Genomic DNA, 20,290 nt, shown 5'->3' with positions numbered 1-20,290 from the left:
CGGGCCTGGCTGGGATCGTCCAGGGGCAGTTGGTGGATTCCGTACTGGTCCGCGGTGAATCCGGCGAGGGTCAGGCAGGTCTCGGCCCACTGGTGACGCGCTCCGGATGCGTGGCCGGTCAGGGTGCCGGCAGCGGTGCGGTGGAGGGTGATGGTGGCGGTCGGCGGCAGGGCAGGTGTCCTTGGGTCGGGTTAGGGGTTGTGTCGGTGCGGTGTGGCTGTCAGGCCGGGGAGGGGCCCGTCGTGGTCACCGGGTTCGTCTGGCAGCCGAGGAGTGGGCGCCGAGGGTGGGTACGGGCACGGAGGCGACCTGGGGGGTGCTTACGCGGTGCTGCGGAGGTCGGGCGGCGGCGGCCCGGGCGATGCGAGCCAGCCGTTCGGCCGCGGAGTTCGCTCGGACCGGGGCGTTCGCCGGGGCCGTTTCGGCTGGATCGAGGGAGAGGTCCGCATGCACGGTGAACCCATGTCGGCGGAGGTCATGGACGGTCTGCCGGGCGCGGCGCCGCAGGTCGTGATCGGGCTGGGTCAGCCGGAACAGATCCGCTCGGCCCGGTACTGGTTCGAACTGCTCGCGCTCCAGGTACCAGGCCGCGAGGTGGGAAGTGATGGCTGTGGTGGGACGGGCGACCACACCGTGCTCGGCGTGCAGCCCGAAATGGAAGTGCGGTTGCATGGGGGGCGTCCTGATGGTCGGGGGAGGTCATCGGCTGCGGGGCGCTCGTCCGGGGACGGAGGGCGCGGCCTTGCCGGCAGCGGGAAGTGCAGGCCGGACCGTGGTCGCAGGGCCGACGGGTCGGGTGGCGCGGGCATGCCGCAGCAGGGCCGGCGCGTCGGTGCGCCATCGGCGGAGGGTCTCGGCTGTGCCTGGCGGCAGGGCGGCAGGCGAGGACTGTGCCGTCGGCCACGAGGGTTCCGCCGCGTCCGGGTGAAGGAGCTGGTGGAGGCGGTCCAGGGAGGCGGAGTCCTCGGAGCCCGACACGGGGCGCACACGGGAGAGGAGTTCAGCGGCGTGGGGGCGCACGCGGCGCCACTCCACGGAGCTCTCTTCGAGGTACTGCTGCTCGGTGTGTCCGAGCGCGGCCGGGTCCAGGCGGGTGCCGTCGCTGTAGAGGCTGGACTGCTGGATTGAAGTCCACTCCACATGGAGTTCCTCGAGCCTGCCGTGCGCCGCTTCGGCGGCAACCAGCAGCCGTTCGTGGACTGCCTGCTCGTACGCGGGCAGGAATGTGCCGGTGACCAGGCCGGCGGCGTGGGCCGCTTCGGAGGGCAGCACGACTGAGCGGGGGGCGTGCGGGTCGGCGTAGTTGTCGTCGAAGGTGGCGCTGGCGAAGGCGCCGAGTAGGTACTCGTGTGCGCTGCCGGGCCGTTCGACGAGGAGGAGTTCGATGCCCGCGCCGTTGGTGAGCTGGGCGGCGTATGGGATGCGGATGTACTCCACGGAGTCGATGAGTTCGCCCGCGTCCCACAGGAGGGGGACGAGGTCTTCCTGCCACACCGGGTGGGCGTAGACCTCGACCTTCACCGTCCACGTCCCGGGCAGGCCGTCGGCCAGCGCGGTGGCGTAGTCGCCGAGGTACGGGCGGGTGCCGCCGAAGAGGTGGACGCGGTGTCGGCGCGCGTTCTCTGCGAGTGCAAGCAGGTTGGGTTTTGCGGTGTCTACCTCGTGCAGGGCGTACGTGCCGTCGGGGCGCCGCTCGAATCCGGGCGTGAGCCGCAGGGTGGTGTCGGCCCACCGGTACTGCTCGCCCACGGGGACGGCGACCAGGCCGTCGGCCGGGCTGAGGGCGAGGATGATCTGTGCCAGGCCCCTGGAACGGGGCGTCGTGCGGTCGTCCATGCTCACGCCCGGCTGGCGAGGGCGTTGCGCAGGCCGTGCCCGAACGCGTGGGCATGGCGGCGGGCGGCCAGCTCCAGCTCCTCGTACTGCTCGCCGCGGGTCATCTGCCCGCCGTGCTTGCGGTACCGGTAGACGGGCAGCGGCAGCAGCACGCCGGGGGCCAGGGCGGTGACGCCGACGGCCGCCATGTAGTCCTCGCCCTGGACGAGGCCGCCCATGCCGCCCGCCGCGCGGACCAGGCGGGTGCGGGCCAGGATGGTCGTCGGCCCGACGGGGATGGTGTCCTGCGGCCGGGGCCAGTACGTCACCACGTCGCCGGCGGCGTGATAGCCGGGCGGGGCCGGGCATTCCCACAGGCGCCGGGAGCCGTCCGGCAGCCAGTCCTCGCTGTATCCGGCGACCCACCCGAGCTTGTCGGTGAAGGTCTCCAGACGTATGCCCAGGCTCCAGTCGGGGAAGACGTCATCGTCGTCGGCCCAGTTCACGAACTCGGTGCGCACCTCGTTCAGGCCGAGGTTGCGGGCGCAGGCGGCACCGACCGGGCGGGGCAGGACGAGGGTCCGGATCCGGGGGTCGGCGGTGATCGGGGCAGGCACGAGGGCGGGGTCGGCGCCGTCGAGGACGAGGACTGCCTCCCAGGGCACGGTCTGCCGGGTGAGGCTGGCGTGCATCTCCTGCAGGTAGGGCAGGCGTTCGGGGCGGAGTTGGGTGGCGATGACGACGGTGATCTGCGGGGCGGACAGGGACATCTCCGGGGTGCGGTCCATGGGCGGGGCGTTCAGCGGGTGATCCGCGGTCGGGCGGGTGCGGGTGCCGGGGCGACCGGCTTGGTGATCTTCAGTGGGGTTGAGGGGGCCTGGATGGGCGCGGGCCGGTTCGAGTCCCACAGGGAGGGGGTGCCGGAGATCCGGGAGAGGGGGTCGGTGTCCCAGGACACGATGGGGCCGCTGTCGTACCAGGTCAGGGCGATGACCTCGATGCCGTCGTCATGCAGGACGTAGCCCCATTCCAGGCCCATGGCATCGGCGTTGGCGTCGGTGACCGGGATCGGCTTCGCGGGGGTGCCGTCAACGTTGAAGACGTTGTCGAAGGGTGCGCTCGGGCCGCGGTCGCCGGGGGGGTCGAGGCGCTCCCGGACGTTGTCGGGGGCCCTGTCCAGGAGGTCCGTGCCGAGGTTCTTCCAGTCGTGGGGGCCATCGATGAGGTGCCGGCGCAGGGCGTCGAGGTCACCGCTGAAGCGGTAGCGGGCGGCGCCGAGCAGGAGGGGGAGCTGGTTGTCGGGATAGCCGTCGTAATGGCAGTAGATGCCCTCGTAGCCGCCTTTGGGGGTGGGGCGGGCGATGAAGCTGCGGGTGCTGATAGCGGTTCCCTTCGTGCAGGTGGTCAGCGGGCGCGGGCGGCAGGGGCTGCGGGCAGCGCGGATACCGGCCGGGCCACGGCCGGTGGGCTGGGTCGGGTGGCGGTGGGCGTGGCGTGACGCAGGTTCACACCGATCCCGGCTGCGGCGAGCCGCAGTGCGACGGCCTGGATGCGTACGGCGCGGTCGGCCTCGCCGTAGGAGGTGGGGAGGAGGAACGCGGCCTGGTGGGGCACGTACTGGAATCCGTGGATGTACAGCACTTCCCTGGCTTCCTCCAGGACGTCCTCGTACGGCGCCCCCACCACCCCGTCTTCGTACCAGGTCAGGGTGAGGGTTCGGTCGACCTGCGGCGGGGCCTTGCGGCGCGGGGGTTCGGGCCGGTCGACGAGGCTGCGGCCTACCGCGTCGTGGGCGGCTTCATATCGGGGGAGCAGCCGCCGGGCGATGCGGGCTGCGGCCCGGACGGGATCGTTGGGGACCGCGATCCCGTTGGGTTCCTCGATGCCCACGAAGTGGTGCGGTTCGACGTCGGGGCCAAGCGGAGCAACGACGAACTCGCCTGGCCGCAGAGGCCGGTCGGTGACGTAGAGGTGCTGGCCGTCCGGACCGTGGAGTACGGCCTCGTGGCCCAGGACGTACTGGCTGACGATGTACTCGACGTGGCCGCGGTCCCAGAGACGGTCGATGGTGGCGCACTGGTCTTCGTAGGTGAGGTGCTGCCGGTAGTTGCTCGTCCACTGCCCGGGGAGACGGGCGGCGAGCGCGGAGGCGAACAGGGACAGGTCGGCGCGTGCTGAGGGCATGGGTTCCCGGGTTGGTTGAACGATTCTGTTCAATGCATGCGTGCGTCTGTGTCGAAAAGCTGCAGTTCAGCGGGGTGTAGCTGGTGCTGGACCACGAAGCTTCGGCCTGCGACCTTCCACAGGCCGCGGCCCCTGGTGAGGTGGGAGAGCGCTCCGGATTCGACGTTGGTCAGACCGAGGAGTCCGGCGGCGGCTGCGAGCTGGTCGGTCTCTTGGCGGTAGATCACGCGGGTGGAGCAGTCGGCCAGCAGGCCCTCGGCCAGGGCCCGGCTCTGGCTGCCGGCGTCGCCTGCGGTGAGCAGGTCGGACAGCCGGTGGATCACCATCAGGTTCGCGATGCCCAGGCCGCGGCTCAGCTTCCACTGGGCCTGCATGCGCATCAGGAGTGCCGGGTGGCGCATCAATCTCCATGCCTCGTCGTAGACCACCCATCTCCGGCCGCCGTACGGGTCGGTGAGGGCCGCCTCCATCCAGGCGGAGGCGCAGGTCATGGCGAGCACGAGGGCGGCGTCGTCGGTGCCGCCCAGGCGTGAGAGGTCGATGGACAGCATGGGCCGGTACGGGTCGAAGGCAGTGGTGGAGGGAGCGTCGAACATCCCGGCCAGGTCACCGAAGACCAGTCGGCGCATGGCGTGGGCGAGGTCGCGGGCTGCGTCTCCGAGGCGCCCGGCGAGCATGCCGCCGGCCAGGTCGAGACCCGGCCCGTCGGCGAGGGCGTGGGCGACGTCGCCGAGCAGCGGGGGCCTGCCGGACGCCGCAGCCCGGGCGACGGCGGTGCCGAGCGCGACGTCCAGGACGGTGTGCTCCATCGGCAGCAGGTCGCGGCCGAGGACCGTACGCGCCAGGGAGCCGAGCAGCAGCAGGCGGCGCTTGCGCACCTCCCCCTCCCACTCCGCCTCCGGTACCGAGGGAGGCCGGGGAGGCGCGTCCAGCGGGTTCAGCCTGCCGGGGAGCCCGGGTCCGAGGGCGATGGATGCACCGCCCAAAGCGTGGGCGACGGCCGTCCATTCCCCCTTCGGGTCGCACGGCACGTACACCCGGTACCCGAAGGCGACGCTGCGCAGCGCCAGGCTCTTGGCGAGCGCGGACTTCCCCTGCCCGATCACACCGGCCAGCAGCACGTTGGGATTGGTGAAGCCCTCGACCTTTCCGTACAGCTCGAAGGGATCGAACGTGAAACTGCCCTCTGCGTGGAGGTCTTTGCCGATGTAGATGCCGTCGGCGCCGAGTCCGCCTTCGGCGAGGAAGGGGTAGGCGGCGCTCGCGACGGCGGTGGTCATGCGGTGGGCGGGGAGCTTGAGGCGGCTGCCGCGGGCGGAGGAGGGGCCCGGCCGCCCTGCGGGTGGGTAGGCCGCCTCGGGGTAGACGGCCTCGGCGGGCTGCTGCTCGGAGCTGGGGCCGGCGGCGGCCCGGGCGCGGGCTTCGGCGCGGGCGGTCTGCTTGCGCAGGGCACGGCGCTGGGCCCGGCCGATGCCTTGTGGCGTGAACAGGGGGGTCGCGCTGGCTTCGCGGCGGTGGGACAAGAGGACGCTTCCGGGGTGGTGGCGGTCAGGACGCGAGGTCGGCGGGGGTGGTCTTGCGCCGCACTACGTGGGAGGCGGCGAGGTGCCGCTGGCAGATGGTCAGCACGGGCGGGCCGTCCGGGAGCCGCTCTGGGTGGCAGCCGGTGCCGTCAGACGCGGCGGGGAGCAGGTGGAAGGCGGCGTGGACGGCGTCGGCTGCCTGCCATAGGCGGGTGTGGGCCGTGGCCAGGTGACGTCCCGAGGCGGGTCGTTCGGGCCGAGTGCGCTCGGCGAGCTGGTCCAGGAGGCGGTGCAGGTCGGTGAGGTGGGCGTGGAGGGTGTCGAGGTGGTGTCGGTCGGTTGGCTGACCGGCACGGGTGGCGAGGATGCGGGTGTGGTGGCGAAGGCCGGCGGTGGCCGCCCGGAGGTACGGGTGGGCGTCGCCGACGGGGTGTTCGTCAGGGGACAAGGGGCTCCTCGTGGAGGGGGACGCCGGGGGCGGCGGGCGGATGGGGCTAGAGGGTGTTGCGGGCGAGGGGGAGGGCGCAGGCGGTGAAGGCGTCGGTCTGCTGGAAGAGCAGGCGCCGCAGGTCGACCTGGGCACTGGCAGCGGCGGTCTCCAGCTGGGCGCAGGCGGCGTCCAGGGCCTGGTCGGTGTCCGCGGAGACGGTGAGCAGTCCTGTCAGGGCGACGTCGGCGTGGCCGGAGATCAGTTGCTTCTCGCGGGTCTTGACGTCGGCGTACTCGACGTTGTCGGCTTCGGATTCGACCTGGCCGCGGCGTCGGCGCTCGGAGGCGTCCGAGATGATCGCGGACTTGCGCCGCTGGACGTCCCGCAGGGCGGACTCGATGCCCTGCGGCGCGTATATAAGGGAGAAGCTGCGGCGGACGCCGGTGCTGAACATGATGCTGTGCAGGAAGCCTGAACTCGTCTCGGTCCTCGGCCAGTTCTCGATCCAGTACGTCGCGTGCCGGGCGCTGTCGGTGATGACCCGGTCGTTCTCCTCGACCTGGGCGACAGGGCCGGCGGCGGCCGGGTCGGCTTCGGCGCGGCCGGTGGAGGACCACTGCTGCAGCCGGGCTGTGGCGGCGGGGTCGTACGCGGTGCGCAGCACGGCGGCGATCTCGCGGGAGCCGAGCCAGCCGGTGACGGTGAGCCCGGCGCCGCGGGCGGCCTGGGCGACGGACGCGGTGGTCTGCGCCATGACGGTGAACGCGCCGTGGAGTCCTCCGCCTGCCTGGCCGATCAGGCGCTTGGCGGCCTTGAGGTCCAGGGCGATGGCCAGGTATGCCTCGTGGGGTGCGGCGGCGGGGCCGGCGGAGTCGACGAGCGCGGAGTAGATGTGTCCGGCCACAGGGGCCTGAGGGTTGCCGTGCTCGGTCCAGTGCCGGGCCAGGCTGTCGCCGGAGTCGGGCACGGTGCGTTCCAGGACCTGGACGGTGGCGATGTGCCCGGTGCGGGCGATGCCGGCGAGCGCCCTGCCCCAGGCGCTCACGTTGGCGTTCTGGGTGGCCGGATCGAGAAGCGCGAAGGCGCGGGAGCTGACCCGGGCGACGGCCGTCAGGGTCTGGCGGTGGGGGTCGTGGATCGCGGAGGCTCCGGAGGCGGCGGTGGCCACGCGCAGGGAGGCGGTGGTGCCGGGCAGGTGCAGCAGTCCCTCGACCTGGGGGCGGGAGACGGGCCGGGCCCGCCACATGGTCTGGCCAGTACGGCGGCGGTGGGCGTAGCGGGCCACCAGCGGCGCCCAGTCGATCAGGGACCGCCCTTCCCGGCGCACCCCGACCAGGACGGCGGTGGTGATCCAGACGGGGGCCAGTGCGACGGCGCCCATCAGGCCGACGGTCAGCACGGCGACCAGCAGCAATGCCAGGGTCGAGGAGACGAGAACGAGCTGCGGGAGGGAGAGGCCCAGCAGGATCCCGCGCCGTGACCGGGTGGGGAATTTGACGGTGAGGGGGAGGACTTCGGACAAGGACGGTTCCCGGGGCGGGTCGGCCCGGGGCAGGGAGTGTGGTGGCCCTGCCCCGGGGTGGGCTGGCGGAGGGACTACAGGCCGGTCGGCGAGCCGGACTGGGAGGCGCTGTCACCGGTGGCCGGAGCGCCGTGAGCCGGAGGCATCGGATCGGCGGGCGCACTGGTGCTCCACCCGCTCTGCTGGGACCCGGGGCCGCTCCAGCTCGGCGGACCGTCTGCCTGGCCGGTGTCCTGGCCGCCTCCGGTCCTGGCCTGCGGGGGCGCGGACTGCTCCATCAGGTCGTGGAAACCCCCGCCGGAGCTGCCGCCGGAGTCGCCCTTGCCCATGTCCATGCCGCCGGTCGGGTTGGACGCGATGTCGCCGGGGAAGCCCCCGCCGCTGCCCGCAGCCTCGGCACCACCACCGGCAGCACCGGCTCCGGCCGCCGCACCGCCGGTGGCCGCCGCAGCAGCCTTGCGCGCCGCGTTCTCGGCATGCTGACGGGCAACCGTCGCGCCGGCGCCGCCGGCGCGGTGGAGGGCTTCGCCGTCAGTTCCCTCAGCGGCCCAGTGCACGAACTTGAACGTCATGTACGGGCACAAAAGGATCATGAGCATGATCACCATGCCTGCGGCGACGTCCGCGAGGGCGGCGACGCCGTCCTTGGCTTCGGTCTTGCCCATGGCCGCGATGCCGAGCACGAAGATGATCGTCATCAGCAGCTTGGAGACGACGAGGGTGGCGGTGGCCTCGATCCAGCCGCGGCGCCACCGTCGGGCGACTTCCCACCCGCCGCCGGCTCCGGCGAAAATGGCCAAAGTGACGAGGATCAGGATGCCGACCTTGCGGACCATCATCACGCCCCAGAACAGGAACGCTCCGATCGCGCTGCCGAGGGCCGCGACGACTGCGACGAGCCAGCCCATTCCGGCGATGGAGCTGATCTGCTGGACCTTGACGATCCTGCGCACGGCGGAGGCGATGTCCGTCCCGGAAGCCGCGAACAGCCCGTTGGACAGGGCGTCGACGACTTCGATGGCGACCGTGGTGAAGGCGATGGCGCAGAAGGCGAACAAGACGCCGGAGGCCGTTCCGGTCACCGCCTGGGCGAGGGCTTGGCCGTCGCGTTTGATCGCGGCTCTCACCAACTGCGCACAGAACGTCGCGACGAGCATCAGCAGGCCAATCGGCAGAATCGTCTCGTAGTTGTCGCGGAACCACCCCGCGCCGAGGTCGATGTTGGTGGTGCGGTCGATGGCCTTGGACGCGAGGTCCGCTCCTGCGGCGGCGACGTCACCGGCACTTTCCGCCATCCACTTCCCGATCGCGCCGACGGGATCGGAGGCGAAGTCGATCACATCGCCGGCCTTGCAGAGGTAGCCGGCGACAGGCAGGTCACAAAAGCCCACGTCGGGCGTCCTTTCGGGAGGTACAGGCGGTGGCTACGGGGCGACGCGCGGGGCTATGGCGACCAGGCGGCAGTCCTTGCCGGGTCGGCACTGGACGGCGAGGGTGATCTGGCGGTCTTCGGCACCGCCTCCGCCGCCGTTCCAGGCGAGCTGGGTTTTGCCGCGCACCGTGACGGCGTAGATGTACGCCTCGGTGATGGCTTGCGGATTGTCGGCCAGGGCCTGCTTGAACGCAGACGGAAAGTGCGCCTCCGACGTGGTGGCGCTGGCGTGCTGGCCGTTGTCCTTCAGCCGTGACCACAGCACCGGGTCGGGGATTTGGGCCTGGACGGAGTCCCAGTCCGCGTATGCGGACTCGCGGGTCATCCAGCTGTGCATGCCGGCGAGCTGGGCGTCGCGGCTGGTAGTGCGGGCGTCGAAGGTCCACAGCATTACCGCGCTCGCCCGGGCGAACGCGAGCGGATCAGAGATCGGCGGCGGCCCGGCGACCGTGGACCCTCCTGCGGGCGCTGTCGGCACGGGAGCGGAGGGGGCCTTCGGTGCACCGGTCGGGCTGGTCTGCTTGCCGGATGCCTCGGGGCTCTGGTGGCTCCCGGTCCACCAGGCGACGGCGCCGGCGAGGACCAGCAGCGCGGCCAGTACACCGGCGAAAAGCAGGACGCGCCGGGGTGGCTGCCAGCCCAGGCCGAGCACGTCGAGGGAACGTTTCCTCATCGGACCTGCTGGCCGAGCGCGCTGAAGAACGCCACGATGCCGTTGGCCGCGCCCAGGCCGAGGGCCGAGGCCGCGGCTACGACCGCGCCCTTCTTGCCGTTGGCTTCGGCCTGGTGGCCGCCGGAGTGGTGGCCCCAGGCCCAGACGCCGAGGCTGACGGCCAGGGCGCCGACCACGGCCACGATCCCGAACAGGTTGATGCTGTTGACGACGGTGCGCAGGACGTCGAGGCCGGGCAGGCCGCCGCCCTTGGGCGAGACGCCCGGGTCGTAGGCAAGCAGGGTGAGGCGTTCGGACAGGGGTGGGGTGAGATTGGCGGGGGAGATGGTGGTGCGCTCCTTGCGTGCGCAGGACACGACGGGCCCTGCCGGGGAACAGGAAGGAAAGGGGGGAGGGGGAAGGGGCGCTCTGCGGCGCGAAGGTGGTCCGGTCCGCCCGGTGCCTCAAGGGCTGGCCGGGCGGACCGGTGTCACGGGAGACGGCGTGCGCTGTGGGCGGCGTAGTCGGCGAGGGTGCTGAAGCGGACCGGCTTTGTGGTGCGCGGGGCCTCGATGACGTAGCCGTGGCCGGCGTAGATGCCGACGTGCTCTGGGACCGCCGGGGTGCCGCGGCTGAACACCAGGTCGCCGGGGCGAAGTTGGTTCAGCGGGACGGCGTTGCCTTCCTTGACCTGGGTGTACGTGGTCCGGGTCAGGGTGATCCCGGCCTTCTTGTACGCCTGTTGGGTTAGCGAGCTGCAGTCGCAACGGCCCATCGGGTCCGGACCGTGCGGAGCCAGGCACGAGCCGCCCCACTGGTAGAGGGTGCCGAGCTGGTTCATGGCCCAGGTGATGGCCGTCTTGGCGCGGGGGTCGGCGTCGACGGGGATCGAGTACCCCTTGGGGACCGCCCCTTCGGGGATCGGTCCGGAGCCGCTGCCGTCTTCGCCCGGAGCGCATGGGTCCGTCGTCGGGATGCCCGGGGTGTGGCCTTCGGTGGGCGGCCCGGAGCCCTTCAGCGTCGGGACGATGGCCTGCTGCAGAGCGCGGGCGAGAGGCTCCCACTGGGCGTAGGCGTCGGGGAATCCGCTCAGCTGGACGGCCTGCGCGGCCTGGGTGACCGTCATCTGCTGCCAGCCGGGAACCTTCAGCAGGCCCTGGTAGAACTTCGTGCTGGCGTAGACGGGGTCGCGGACCTGGGCGGGGGTACCCCATCCCTGGCTGGGCCGCTGCTGGAAAAGGCCCAGCGAGTCGCGGTCGCCGTAGCTGAGGTTGCGCAGCCGGGATTCCTGGATGGCGGTGGCCAGGGCCACGATCTGGCCGCGCTCGGGCACTTCGAGCGTGATGCCGGTGGCGACGATGGTCCGGGCGTGGGGAATCTGCTCGGCGGGCAGGTCCAGGCCCTCGACGTGGACGTTCTGAGCACCTGACCCGCCGAGGACGGCGGCGACCTGGCGCCGTACGGCGTCGGTGTCGACCGAGTCGGTGACGCAGGAGGTGCCCGGGCTCGAGGAGTGGCTCGCGGCTGCGGCGAGGACGGCGGTGCCAGCCAGCAGCGCGGGGGAGAGGCAGAGCACGCCGATCGCGGCGGCGATGCCTTTCACTCCCGGGCGGCCTCCGGCCGGCGGGCTGCGGGGATGTCACGTGGCGATGGAGAGGAAGGGGTCACGGGGAGGTCCTCGGGGTGGGCCCCGGCCGCACGGTGTGAAAGGGGAAGGGCCGTGCGGCCGGAGCAGTGGAGGTGGGCGAAGTGCCCCGGCTCGGGTGCGTGTTGCCTCACACACCCGGTGGGACGGGGGAGGTTACGGGCGGAACATGGGTGTGCCTCCTGGGACGTTCAAGGAGTGGCCCGCAGCGGCGGGCTGGTGAAGAGCGGGACGGCGGGGCGTCTTACGGGCGGAACATCAGCGAACTCCTGGAGGGGGGGCCGGGGCGGGAAACCCGGGATCGAACTGGGGTGCCAGATGGGCGTTGCCTCGCCCACCAGAGCGGAAGGGGATTACGGGCGGAACATGAATGGCACCTCCTCGGCCAGCGCAGTTGCGGGGAACACGGGCGAGGTCAGCAGGGGCGGTACATGGGCGGCCTCCCTGTCAGGGTCTGCGGCGGGCGGGCAGGGAACGGCGAGGCAGCGGGCGATGGCTGCGTGCGGGGTCACGGACGGAACACAGGGGCCTCCTGCGGGAGAGGGATAAGCGGGGAAGGGTCGCCATCAGCGGTGTCCGCCGGGCAGTGACAAGACAGTAAGCCCGAATCCCCGGTCACCGAAATCACGGACGGAATCCGCGTGATTTCCGGGGTTCTTGGTCGGCGATGCGTCTCAACCGGGAATCGTCACCTACAGTTTGGGACCTCCCCGCGCCGCCTGCCCGCATGTCTTGCGATGGCCGCCGCACGGTCTGGAGCCTTCCCGTCTGCATCCCTCACCGAATTGGGGTTCCTCTTTGTCGTTTTCCCTTCACCAGGGCGACGCGCTCAGCGTGCTCGCGACTCTGCCCGACGGCTGCGCCGATTCCGTCATCACCGACCCGCCGTACAACAGTGGCGGCCGAACCGCCAAGGAGCGCACGAGCCGCTCTGCCCGCCAGAAGTACGTCTCCGCGGACGCCCAGCACGCGCTGCCGGACTTTGTCGGCGAGAACATGGACCAGCGCTCGTACACGCTCTGGCTGACCCAGATCATGACCGAGGCCCACCGGGCCACCAAGGTCGGGGGCACGGCGCTGCTGTTCACCGACTGGCGGCAGCTGCCGGCGACCACGGACGCGCTCCAGGCCGCCGGATGGCTGTGGCTGGGCGTCCTGACCTGGCACAAGCCGCAGGCCAGGCCGCAGAAGGGTAAGTTCCGGCAGGACTGCGAGTTCATCGTCTGGGGCGCGAAGGGCAAGATCGACGCCGCCGCGAACCCGGTCTACCTGCCCGGCTTGTACAGCGCCTCGCAGCCCTCGGGCAAGGCTCGTCGGCACATCACGCAGAAGCCGGTTGAGGTGATGCGGGAGCTGGTGAAGATCGCCCCTCTCGGCGGCACCGTGCTCGACTTCTGTGCCGGATCGGGCAGCACCGGGGTCGCCGCGCTGCTGGAGGGTCGCGACTTCATCGGCATCGAGAAGACGAAGGAGTACGCGGCTGTTGCCTCCGAGCGCCTCACCGATACGGCCCATCAGGTGCATTCCCAGGACGATTTCGCCCTGACCTCCTGACCGAGCTGCACAACAGCCCGATCCCGTGGCAGGCGGAATATAGCGGCAGATCCCCGGTTTCCGAAACCGGGGATTCTCCGGACCATCAGGGCCATCGAATTCACGGCCCTCGCTGCAAGGAGAACCCCTTTCGTGTCCGAATCTGCCGAGCCCCGCCATGGCGGGGAAATGGAGCCGGTCCGTCTGCCGGACGCTGACCTCGAATCGATCGAGGCGTCCGTCCGCAAGCTGCTCGACCAGTCGGCCGAGCAGGCCCGCATGATCGACACACTGGCCTCCGCGCCGCCTGCGGACCCGATGGCCGCGAGCATGCCCTTCGCCGGGTTCCCCGGCATGCCGTCGTTCACCGCCCCCACCCCGCCGCCGGACCCCAAGCCGATCTTGGAGCTGGAAGGCGAGGAGTACGAGGACGAAATCGCTGCGCTGACCGACTGGGTGGACGACCACCTCATGGACGTCTACGGCGCCGAGATCACCACTGCGGCGCCATGGTGTGAGCAGTGGCAGGAGCACCTCGACGTCGTCGCGTGGCTGCACGCGCTGTGGATGGCCTACCACCAGCACAAGGACCCCGAGGCCGGCCCCAGTGGCGCGTTCGTGTGGCACCGGGACTTCCTCACCCACTGCATGGCTTACGTCCGTGCCCCCGGCGGCCCCCTGAGCGCCTGCCAGACCGACCCGGACCGTGCCGAGCATCGCCTGCTGCGCGGGCCGGGCCCCTCCGCACGGTCCGCCGCCCGCGAGTCGGAGGCCCAGACGACCGGCGGCACCCTGGCCCCGGACGGGGCCGCGTTGTGACGCACCCACCGCAGCCTCCGCCGGCGTTCGGCCTCTCCTTTCACCCCGATGCCCTCAACGACCTGCTCGCCGCTCCGGGCGACATGCGCGACCTCGGGCTTGCCCTCATCCAGGACGTCGTGCGCGCCCAGGTGAGAGGGCCCGAACTCACCGCCGAGCTGACCGGCTACCGCAAGCTCTACCTCGGCTCCCGGGTGCAGTACCGCATCGTCTACGACTACCGCCCGGCCCCGCCCGGCTCCAGCCACCGCACCAACGTCCACATCGTCGCCGTACGCCCCCGCGCCAAGCACGACATCTACGACACCGTCCGGGCCCGCGTCGGCCGCCCCCGTCCTGCGGCCGGGCCCCGCGCGTACGCAGCTCGTTCCCTCTCGCCACAAGTCCGGCCGCGCCCTGCCTTCACGCCGGCGCCTCCAGCCGCGGCGTTCCCGGTCCCCGGACTCCCCGCACCCGCCCGCATCGCCACCACGAATTCCCCGAAGGGTCCTTCGCGATGACCAACCTCACCGTCCAGTCCTCCTCCCTGCTCCAGGCTCTGATGACGGCCCTCCTCGAGCCCCGGCCGGCTCCGCACCCGCGCCACCAGGCCCTGCTGGATGCTCGCGAGCGTCAGCTGGAGGTGGAGGCGGAACTGAGCGCCTGGGCCAGCCGACCGCAGCCCACCACCGAAGCCGCCCAGGATAAGGAACTCGACGACCTGAGCAATCTGCTGGTCGAGCATGCGCAGGCGGGGCGACAGGTCTCGTACCTCCTGGGCGCCGACACCTGCTGCCCGCCGTGCGCCGACTCCGAGCAGCCGCCGACCGTCCTGAGCTGCACCGCCGACAATGCGGTCTCCGCCTTCGCCGCCCCATGCATCCTGGCCGCCTGCCTGGACGCCTTCGCCTTCCACGGCAGCCCGGACGCACTGTCCTCCGCCGACCTCGTCGCGGAGCTGCGCACCCTGCCCGGCATCGCCGAGGGCCGCTGGCCGTACGCCGAACTCACCCAGACCCGCCTGGCCACCCTGCTGCGCCCGTACGAAGTGGCCAGCCGAGACATCACCCACGGCGACGGCCGGCGCCGCAAGTCCTACCGCCGCTCAGCCCTTCTGGCCGCCATCCCGGCCGACTGCGACTGCCGACCGTCGTGACCGCCCGCGAATCCCCGGCAACCGCCCTGGACGCCGCCATTGAGCAAGTCGTCGGCGACCTGACCGTTCTGCATCACGACCATCTCCGCGGGCTGCTCCTAGCGGAGCGGGCCGCGCTCGCTGCCGTGCACCGGGAACTGGTGAATGCCGAGGGCGCGGTCGCGTACCACCGCAACGTACTGAAGCGCCTGTCCTCCGGCAGCTACCCCGTGGATACCCCGCTCCTGGACCGCCTGCGCCGGACTGTGCACGACCTGGCCCAGGCCACGGCCGCCCGCGACCGGCTGCAGGAGGGTGTCGCTGCCGCACTGGACGCGGTCAAAGCCGCGACCCCCGCCTCCGCCCCCGCTGACGACGAGCTGACGGCGCACGACTTCGCCGCACTGCTCTCCCTCGCCGGCGGCGGCACGATGCGCGAACACCTGCTCACCCACCGGGTCTCCGTCCGCACAGTCCAGGGCCGTCTGATTGACCTTCCGGCGTTCCAGCGCCTGGAGGCTCACGGGCTGGTCACCCGGGATACCTCCCGGGCCCTGACCGTCGGCCAGCCGGTCACCCTGACCGACACCGGCCGGACCGCGCTGCTCGGCACGCGCCGCCCGTCCGTCCCGCAGGCCGCCTTGGCCGCCCGCCCGGCAGGTGCGTGGCCGAATCCCGCCCGAGTGCGCTGACTTCGTGGCGCCGGCCTTGCCCACCCATGCAGTCCGCTCCTCCTGACGAAAGCCACCTCCCCGTGCCCTACCCCGACCTCCCTGAATTCGACCTGGACGAATTCGAGCCCGTCGACGCAAGTCATGAGAGGCACTACCACCGGCTTCTCATCCAGGACTTCAAGGTGCTGGGCGAGCACCACACCCCTACCGACACCTACTTCATCGTTCACGACGAGGGCGCAACCTGGGGAGTGCCTGGCACAGCCCAGCTCAGGGCCATCCACGTGTCCCGCGACCTGGACGCCGGCACCTACGAGGTCGACTCCAGTCCTCTCCCGCTCTACCCGATGGCTGAGTCGTATCTGATCGCCCGCGGCTGCCCTGCCGAGGCCCTCGCAGCCTCGGGCGACGTCCACACGCCCGCCGACGACATCACCCGAGCCCTGGAGGCGCGCGTCCGCGGCGACGGTGACCACTTCGCCCTCCTGGCCGGCTATACGGACGACCTACGCGATACCCCGCAGACGGTGGTGATGCTGCGCTCCCTCGACCCCAAGGCAGTCCCGGAATTCCGGATCTTGCTGGAGGAGTTCGACCAGGACACCTACACCCACACCCTGCGGGAGGGTGGATTCGCAACGTACGAGGCGGCCACTGCCTGGTGGGGGGCCTGGGCGGACGGCGAGGCCCCGGCGCTGCCTTCGCCCGCCCTCGCTGCAAGCCCGGGACCCGCCCTCGCTGCAAGCCCGGGACCCGCCCCCGCTGGCCCGGTCTCGCCCGCGCTGGCGACGGCCCGACGGCCGCAGGGCCGCTGAACACGACCTCCGCTCGGACCCGTTCCTGCTGATCGCGGCGCGCAATATAGCCGCCGATCCCCGGTTTCGGAAACCGGGGATTCTCCGGACCCTTTGCAACACCACCGCCCCACTGAGGGCGGTCACTTCCTGTTGTTCTGCCTGGTCTGGAGCCATCCGCTGTGTGCCACACACCCGCGTCCATCACCGCCACCGTCCTGAGCGGCACCCCATCCCGTTCCGCCGCCACCGCGGTAGTCAGCCCCGTCACGCCCCTTTCGGCTCGGCGGGCCGAGCCGGTGCTCGCCGTCGCCGTCCATGCCCGTGCCGACGGTGACTCCACGGCCGTCGGTGTGCTGCGGCGCGGGGAGCCGTTCACGGCTTCGGTCACCGACGGCGCCTGGCTGCACGTCACCACCGCCTCGGGCATCACCGGCTGGGTTGACGACGGTGACCTCCGTCGCGACGGCAGCCTTCGCCCGAACTGACCCGCCCGTACGTTCCCCTTCCTTCCAGGAGCCCCCTTTCGTGTCCGACATCCCCGACGTCTTCGACGGCGACGTGCTCGGCTTGTTCGCCGAGCGGATCGAGGCCCAGTTCAGCCTGGGTCTGCCCGAACTGGCCCAGGCCGTCCAGGCCGCTCCGCACGCCTACCCCAGTGCCACCCAGGTGGTCCGCTGGTACGCGCTGCTCACCGAGGCGCAGCAGGGAGTGGAGACGGCAGAGGATGCTCTGGTCTCCGCGCTGGAGACGGCGCCGGGGGACGTGCTGGACGACCCGGTGATGGAGTTGGCCCACCGTGTGAACTACGCGGTTGCCGCCCGTGACGGTCGGGCGCAGGTCCTCCGGTTCCTCTTGGAGTCCCCCGTCGAGCAGGCCCGCATCCAGCGGCGCTTCGGACCCCGGGTGACAACGACCCTGCCCACTGCCGTCCCGGCACAGCCCGCGCGGATCAGGGGCGGTGCCCGATGAGCGACGCTCGCAAGCCCAGTACCCAAGACGCCCGCCTGGAGCAGGTGTTCGGCGGGCCCTTGGACCAGCTGCACCAGCGCGCGGTCCGCCCCGGCAGCTCGCCCGCCCTGGTACGGGCCCTGGAACTGCGTGCCTTCCTCGCCTTGGCCGAGGCCCAGGTCGTACGCGTCCGCGACCGTGTCCACGCGGCCATGGCCCCCGACGCCGAGCTGGACTCGCTGTCCTCGGACATGCTCCGGTTCGACGCCGAGTGGCTGGAGGCCGCACTGGCCGGCCGCACCGGCTACCGCATCGCGCTGGAGAAGCTGCTCTCCGCGATGCCGCCGCCAGCCGCCCGTCCGCCGGCTGCCCCCTTCCAGGTCCGGTCCGCCGTCGTGGGCAGCGGCCTACGGCCCGCGCCCACCGGCGTCGAGGACGTGGCGGCGGCCCGGGGACGCTGAGTGCCCGATCCGTACGCTGCCTCCCGGGCGGCGGGCGAGCAGATCGAAGCGCTCTACGGCCGCCCGGTGACCGGCCTCGCCGCGGACGCCGTGCCCGGCAGCATGCGCTATGCCCTGGTCAACAGCTTCGACGCCCTGCACTACGCCGACCGCGCCGTCGCCTTCCACACCGAGCAGCTCCACCGGCTGACTCACCCCGACCGCACGATCGAATCCGTGGATGTCGGCCACATCTCCGACGCCACCCGCCGCCTGGCACACGCAGTCACCGTCCGCGACTCCCACGCCCAGGTTCTCGGCGACGTTCTGAACAGCCTGGCTCGTGTCCCCGACACCGAGTCCCCGGTGCCCGCCTCCCAGGCCACGGCCGTCACACCGGCCATGCCGCCGGTCGCGTCTGACGGGCCTGCCCGCTCGCGCTGACCCCCCCTTCTCCTTCTTCTCGTCCACCCCGCGCCGTCTGGAGTTACCGCCTTGGCTGCTGCCCGCCTGCCTTCCAACGACCTGCCCCGCGTTGCCGAAGCGCTGGAGATGATCACGCCGCGCTGGAGCGTGTGGGTGCTGATGACGCTGGCCTCCCAGCCTGGTCCGCTGCGCTACACCAAGCTCAAGGAGCACCTGCCGTGGCTCGGCGACGGCCAGCTCCACCCGCGGCTGCGGGCGCTCTCGGATGCCGGGCTCGTCGAGCGCACCGCGCAGACCCGACTGCACGTCACCTATGGCCTGACTGCCCGCGGACGGGAGTTGATGCCGTCGCTGACCGCCCTGGCGGGCTGGGGCGACGGACAGCTGGAGAAGAACCTCGTCCTCAACCGAGTCACCGGGAAGACGGAGCCGGAGCGGATATCGGCTGCGCAGAACGCCGAGGACACCCTCGCCGTGATCGGTCACCGCCACGCCACCGTGCTGCTGTGGACCCTCAAGGCCCGCGGGACCTCGACCATGGCCGCACTCTCGGCCGAGGCGATGCCCGACCACAGCCCCAGCGCGATCTACCCGCCGATCCGTCGGCTCATCGACGACGGCCTGGTCGCCGTCACCCGCGATGACGCCGCCTTGCTGCAGCTGACCGCCCCGGGCCAGGCCCTCGCCCCGATCTACCTGGCTCTTTCGACCTGGGCCACCGCCCGCCCGCTTCCCGAGGCCCAGGCACACCCCGTCTGGGGCGCACCCCGTATCCCGGCCGCCACCCGTTCCGGGCAGTGGGCCGCCCACCAGGCCCGCAAGACCAGCCCGGCCGTGGCCGTAGCCCAGCCGCCGGCCCCCGCCCCGGCCACCGGGTGGCGGCCCGTGGATCTGTTCTCCGCACCGACCAGCGGACCGAGCCGGTGACGCCCAACCGACCACTGCCATGTTCCGGCCGCCTGCCGCCGGTATCCCCTCGCTCCCGGCGCCCTGGCGCTGAGCCCTGACGGAAAGCCCCCGTTGACCGCTCGCTCGACCGCCACCGCCCCGCCGGCCACGTACGGATCCGTTCTCAGCAGCCGCTACGTTGCCCGCCTGCTTGGTGGCACCCTGATCGGGCGCCTGCCCAACGGCATGGTCCCCGTCTCCCTGGTCTTGTGGATCACTGCGGGCGGCGGGACCCTAGCGTTCGGCGGACTCCTCGCCGCGCTCTACGGCCTGGCCTCGGGCCTCTCCCAGCCAGTCAAGGGCCGGCTGATGGACAGGTACGGGCAGACCCGGATCTCCATCCCGGCCGCCGTGCTCAACTCCTCCTGCTTGCTGGCGCTCCCGTGGGTCGGTGCCGACGGACAACAGGTGGTGGTGACCGCAGTCGTGGGGTTCGCCGGGCTGATCACCCCGCCCCTGGAAGCCGGACTGCGGGCCTTGTGGCCGACGGTCCTGCCGGATCCGAGGCGGCGGCGCGTCGTGCAGGCCCTCGATACCGGCTCGCAGGGACTCCTCTACGTCGTGGGCCCACTGCTCGCCTCGTGGCTGGCGACCACGCACGGCCCCGATACCGCTCTGCTGGCGACCGCGACACTCGGCCTGACGGGCTCGGCGATCGTCCTGACCGCCGGTCCATCGAGGACATGGCGGCCGACCACAGAGGGCGGCGCGGGTACCGGACGGCTGATGAGCAGCGGGCTGGTCATGCTGTTCGCTGGCCTGGCGGGGACCGGGTTCACGCTCGGCGCGATGAACGTCTGGGCCGCAGACATGGCCGCCGTACAGGAGCAGCCGATGCTGTCCGGGCTCCTTCCCGCCATGTTCTCCACCGGCAGTTTCCTGGGCGGCCTGGTCTACGCCCGCAGGACCTGGCCCGGCACCACGACCACGCAACTTCTCTGCACCAGCGTCCTGTTCCTCCTCGGCTGGCTTCCCCTGCTGGCCGACCCGGGCCCCCGAGCGGCCGTCGGCCTCGTGGGGATACCGGGCCTCTTCCTCACCTTGATCATCACCAATGGCTTCCACACAGTGGACGCCCTCGCCCCGGCCTCCCGCACGACCGAGGCGTACGCCTGGCTGATCCTCTCGGTCGGCACCGGGCAGGCCGCCGGCACCGCGCTCGCCGGAGCCCTCTCCACCAGCCCGCAGATCCTCGCCGCGCTGCCCGCGGCCGGCGCCGCAACTGCGCTGACCGTCCTGACCGCCGCCCGCCCCAAACTCGGCCCCGGCCGACGCCTGGGCCGCCACCGCCGCCCACGCCACAGCCACCCGCGTCACTCGGTCTCGACGCCCCGCTAGCCGCTGTTGCCGCCCGCTCGGACCGCCGTCACCGTCCAGCCGGTCTGCTC

Annotated in this window: 24 protein-coding genes; 12 read left to right on the top strand and 12 right to left on the bottom strand. The window is 71.8% G+C overall.

From position 1 onward, the window contains the following. Positions 1 to 246 precede the first annotated feature (246 nt). The 12 genes from OG764_RS07255 to OG764_RS07200 all read right to left on the bottom strand — a co-directional run bounded on the left by OG764_RS07255 (position 247) and on the right by OG764_RS07200 (position 11,161). Entirely contained in the window at positions 247 to 672 is a 426-nt protein-coding gene (locus OG764_RS07255) for a hypothetical protein (RefSeq protein ID WP_328967563.1), read from the bottom strand. A 27-nt stretch (positions 673 to 699) separates the two neighbouring features. Then, positions 700 to 1,836 carry a hypothetical protein gene (locus OG764_RS07250; RefSeq protein ID WP_328967562.1) on the bottom strand — a complete coding sequence of 379 codons (1,137 nt, stop codon included), beginning with the start codon at positions 1,834 to 1,836 and terminating at the stop codon, positions 700 to 702. Positions 1,837 to 1,838: 2 nt separating this feature from the next. Next, positions 1,839 to 2,603 carry a glycosyltransferase family 2 protein gene (locus tag OG764_RS07245; protein WP_328967561.1) on the bottom strand — a complete coding sequence of 255 codons (765 nt, stop codon included), beginning with the start codon at positions 2,601 to 2,603 and terminating at the stop codon, positions 1,839 to 1,841. An 11-nt stretch (positions 2,604 to 2,614) separates the two neighbouring features. After that, complete coding sequence (locus OG764_RS07240) at positions 2,615 to 2,854, bottom strand: hypothetical protein (protein WP_328967560.1); 240 nt, start codon at positions 2,852 to 2,854, stop codon at positions 2,615 to 2,617. Between the two features lie 365 nt (positions 2,855 to 3,219). Continuing rightward, entirely contained in the window at positions 3,220 to 3,999 is a 780-nt protein-coding gene (locus OG764_RS07235) for a hypothetical protein (RefSeq protein WP_328967559.1), read from the bottom strand. A 29-nt stretch (positions 4,000 to 4,028) separates the two neighbouring features. After that, positions 4,029 to 5,522 carry an ATP-binding protein gene (locus OG764_RS07230; RefSeq protein WP_328967558.1) on the bottom strand — a complete coding sequence of 498 codons (1,494 nt, stop codon included), beginning with the start codon at positions 5,520 to 5,522 and terminating at the stop codon, positions 4,029 to 4,031. A gap of 25 nt (positions 5,523 to 5,547) precedes the next feature. Continuing rightward, positions 5,548 to 5,970 carry a DUF6238 family protein gene (locus OG764_RS07225; RefSeq protein ID WP_328967557.1) on the bottom strand — a complete coding sequence of 141 codons (423 nt, stop codon included), beginning with the start codon at positions 5,968 to 5,970 and terminating at the stop codon, positions 5,548 to 5,550. 46 nt (positions 5,971 to 6,016) lie between these two features. Then, on the bottom strand, positions 6,017 to 7,474 hold the full coding sequence (locus OG764_RS07220) for an SCO6880 family protein (RefSeq protein WP_328967556.1): 1,458 nt from the start codon (positions 7,472 to 7,474) through the stop codon (positions 6,017 to 6,019). Between the two features lie 74 nt (positions 7,475 to 7,548). Continuing rightward, positions 7,549 to 8,865 carry an SCO6881 family protein gene (locus OG764_RS07215; protein ID WP_328967555.1) on the bottom strand — a complete coding sequence of 439 codons (1,317 nt, stop codon included), beginning with the start codon at positions 8,863 to 8,865 and terminating at the stop codon, positions 7,549 to 7,551. 33 nt (positions 8,866 to 8,898) lie between these two features. Beyond that, entirely contained in the window at positions 8,899 to 9,579 is a 681-nt protein-coding gene (locus tag OG764_RS07210; RefSeq protein ID WP_328967554.1) for a hypothetical protein, read from the bottom strand. Further along, complete coding sequence (locus OG764_RS07205; RefSeq protein WP_443056188.1) at positions 9,576 to 9,878, bottom strand: DUF6112 family protein; 303 nt, start codon at positions 9,876 to 9,878, stop codon at positions 9,576 to 9,578. Before OG764_RS07205 ends, OG764_RS07210 begins: the two co-directional genes overlap by 4 nt. A 170-nt stretch (positions 9,879 to 10,048) precedes the next feature. Beyond that, positions 10,049 to 11,161, bottom strand: coding sequence for a C40 family peptidase (locus tag OG764_RS07200; RefSeq protein ID WP_328967553.1), 1,113 nt, complete (start codon positions 11,159 to 11,161; stop codon positions 10,049 to 10,051). Between the two features lie 840 nt (positions 11,162 to 12,001). On the opposite strand from OG764_RS07200, the gene OG764_RS07195 reads away from it, so the two are divergent. The 12 genes from OG764_RS07195 to OG764_RS07140 all read left to right on the top strand — a co-directional run bounded on the left by OG764_RS07195 (position 12,002) and on the right by OG764_RS07140 (position 20,240). Further along, the gene (locus tag OG764_RS07195; protein WP_328967552.1) at positions 12,002 to 12,757 is read left to right on the top strand and encodes a DNA-methyltransferase; all 756 of its coding nucleotides are present in this window, start codon (positions 12,002 to 12,004) and stop codon (positions 12,755 to 12,757) included. Between the two features lie 168 nt (positions 12,758 to 12,925). Then, entirely contained in the window at positions 12,926 to 13,555 is a 630-nt protein-coding gene (locus OG764_RS07190; RefSeq protein WP_328972908.1) for a DUF4913 domain-containing protein, read from the top strand. Further along, a complete protein-coding gene (locus OG764_RS07185; RefSeq protein WP_033221546.1) occupies positions 13,552 to 14,055 on the top strand; it encodes a hypothetical protein in 504 nt (167 codons plus the stop codon). Before OG764_RS07190 ends, OG764_RS07185 begins: the two co-directional genes overlap by 4 nt. Further along, positions 14,052 to 14,690 carry a DUF3631 domain-containing protein gene (locus OG764_RS07180; protein ID WP_328967551.1) on the top strand — a complete coding sequence of 213 codons (639 nt, stop codon included), beginning with the start codon at positions 14,052 to 14,054 and terminating at the stop codon, positions 14,688 to 14,690. The genes OG764_RS07185 and OG764_RS07180 overlap by 4 nt, the downstream gene beginning before the upstream one ends. Then, on the top strand, positions 14,687 to 15,361 hold the full coding sequence (locus tag OG764_RS07175) for a hypothetical protein (protein ID WP_328967550.1): 675 nt from the start codon (positions 14,687 to 14,689) through the stop codon (positions 15,359 to 15,361). The genes OG764_RS07180 and OG764_RS07175 overlap by 4 nt, the downstream gene beginning before the upstream one ends. 62 nt (positions 15,362 to 15,423) lie before the next feature. Beyond that, the gene (locus OG764_RS07170) at positions 15,424 to 16,158 is read left to right on the top strand and encodes a hypothetical protein (protein WP_328967549.1); all 735 of its coding nucleotides are present in this window, start codon (positions 15,424 to 15,426) and stop codon (positions 16,156 to 16,158) included. Between the two features lie 161 nt (positions 16,159 to 16,319). Next, positions 16,320 to 16,625, top strand: a complete 306-nt coding sequence (locus tag OG764_RS07165) for an SH3 domain-containing protein (protein WP_328967548.1) — start codon at positions 16,320 to 16,322, stop codon at positions 16,623 to 16,625. 40 nt (positions 16,626 to 16,665) lie between these two features. Then, positions 16,666 to 17,109, top strand: coding sequence for a hypothetical protein (locus tag OG764_RS07160; protein WP_252310303.1), 444 nt, complete (start codon positions 16,666 to 16,668; stop codon positions 17,107 to 17,109). Beyond that, positions 17,106 to 17,549 (top strand): hypothetical protein, encoded by a 444-nt coding sequence (locus OG764_RS07155; protein ID WP_328967547.1) that lies wholly within the window; start codon positions 17,106 to 17,108, stop codon positions 17,547 to 17,549. Before OG764_RS07160 ends, OG764_RS07155 begins: the two co-directional genes overlap by 4 nt. Beyond that, on the top strand, positions 17,550 to 17,972 hold the full coding sequence (locus tag OG764_RS07150) for a hypothetical protein (protein ID WP_328967546.1): 423 nt from the start codon (positions 17,550 to 17,552) through the stop codon (positions 17,970 to 17,972). 51 nt (positions 17,973 to 18,023) lie between these two features. Continuing rightward, entirely contained in the window at positions 18,024 to 18,881 is an 858-nt protein-coding gene (locus tag OG764_RS07145; protein ID WP_328967545.1) for a winged helix-turn-helix transcriptional regulator, read from the top strand. A 93-nt stretch (positions 18,882 to 18,974) separates the two neighbouring features. Beyond that, positions 18,975 to 20,240 carry an MFS transporter gene (locus OG764_RS07140; protein ID WP_328967544.1) on the top strand — a complete coding sequence of 422 codons (1,266 nt, stop codon included), beginning with the start codon at positions 18,975 to 18,977 and terminating at the stop codon, positions 20,238 to 20,240. Positions 20,241 to 20,290: the final 50 nt, after the last annotated feature.

The organism is Streptomyces sp. NBC_00239, assembly GCF_036194065.1.
Classification (GTDB): Bacteria; Actinomycetota; Actinomycetes; order Streptomycetales; family Streptomycetaceae; genus Streptomyces.
This window is presented reverse-complemented; position numbering and strand designations above follow the sequence as displayed.

What these genes read in the sequence shown, in the direction of transcription:
- OG764_RS07235 (WP_328967559.1), bottom strand. Translation starts at nt 3,999, where the DNA reads ATGCCCTCAGCACGCGCCGACCTGTCCCTGTTCGCCTCCGCGCTCGCC.
- OG764_RS07240 (WP_328967560.1), bottom strand. Translation starts at nt 2,854, where the DNA reads ATGGGCCTGGAATGGGGCTACGTCCTGCATGACGACGGCATCGAGGTC.
- OG764_RS07210 (WP_328967554.1), bottom strand. Translation starts at nt 9,579, where the DNA reads ATGAGGAAACGTTCCCTCGACGTGCTCGGCCTGGGCTGGCAGCCACCC.
- OG764_RS07245 (WP_328967561.1), bottom strand. Translation starts at nt 2,603, where the DNA reads ATGGACCGCACCCCGGAGATGTCCCTGTCCGCCCCGCAGATCACCGTC.
- OG764_RS07250 (WP_328967562.1), bottom strand. Translation starts at nt 1,836, where the DNA reads ATGGACGACCGCACGACGCCCCGTTCCAGGGGCCTGGCACAGATCATC.
- OG764_RS07190 (WP_328972908.1), top strand. Translation starts at nt 12,926, where the DNA reads ATGGAGCCGGTCCGTCTGCCGGACGCTGACCTCGAATCGATCGAGGCG.
- OG764_RS07180 (WP_328967551.1), top strand. Translation starts at nt 14,052, where the DNA reads ATGACCAACCTCACCGTCCAGTCCTCCTCCCTGCTCCAGGCTCTGATG.
- OG764_RS07255 (WP_328967563.1), bottom strand. Translation starts at nt 672, where the DNA reads ATGCAACCGCACTTCCATTTCGGGCTGCACGCCGAGCACGGTGTGGTC.
- OG764_RS07155 (WP_328967547.1), top strand. Translation starts at nt 17,106, where the DNA reads ATGAGCGACGCTCGCAAGCCCAGTACCCAAGACGCCCGCCTGGAGCAG.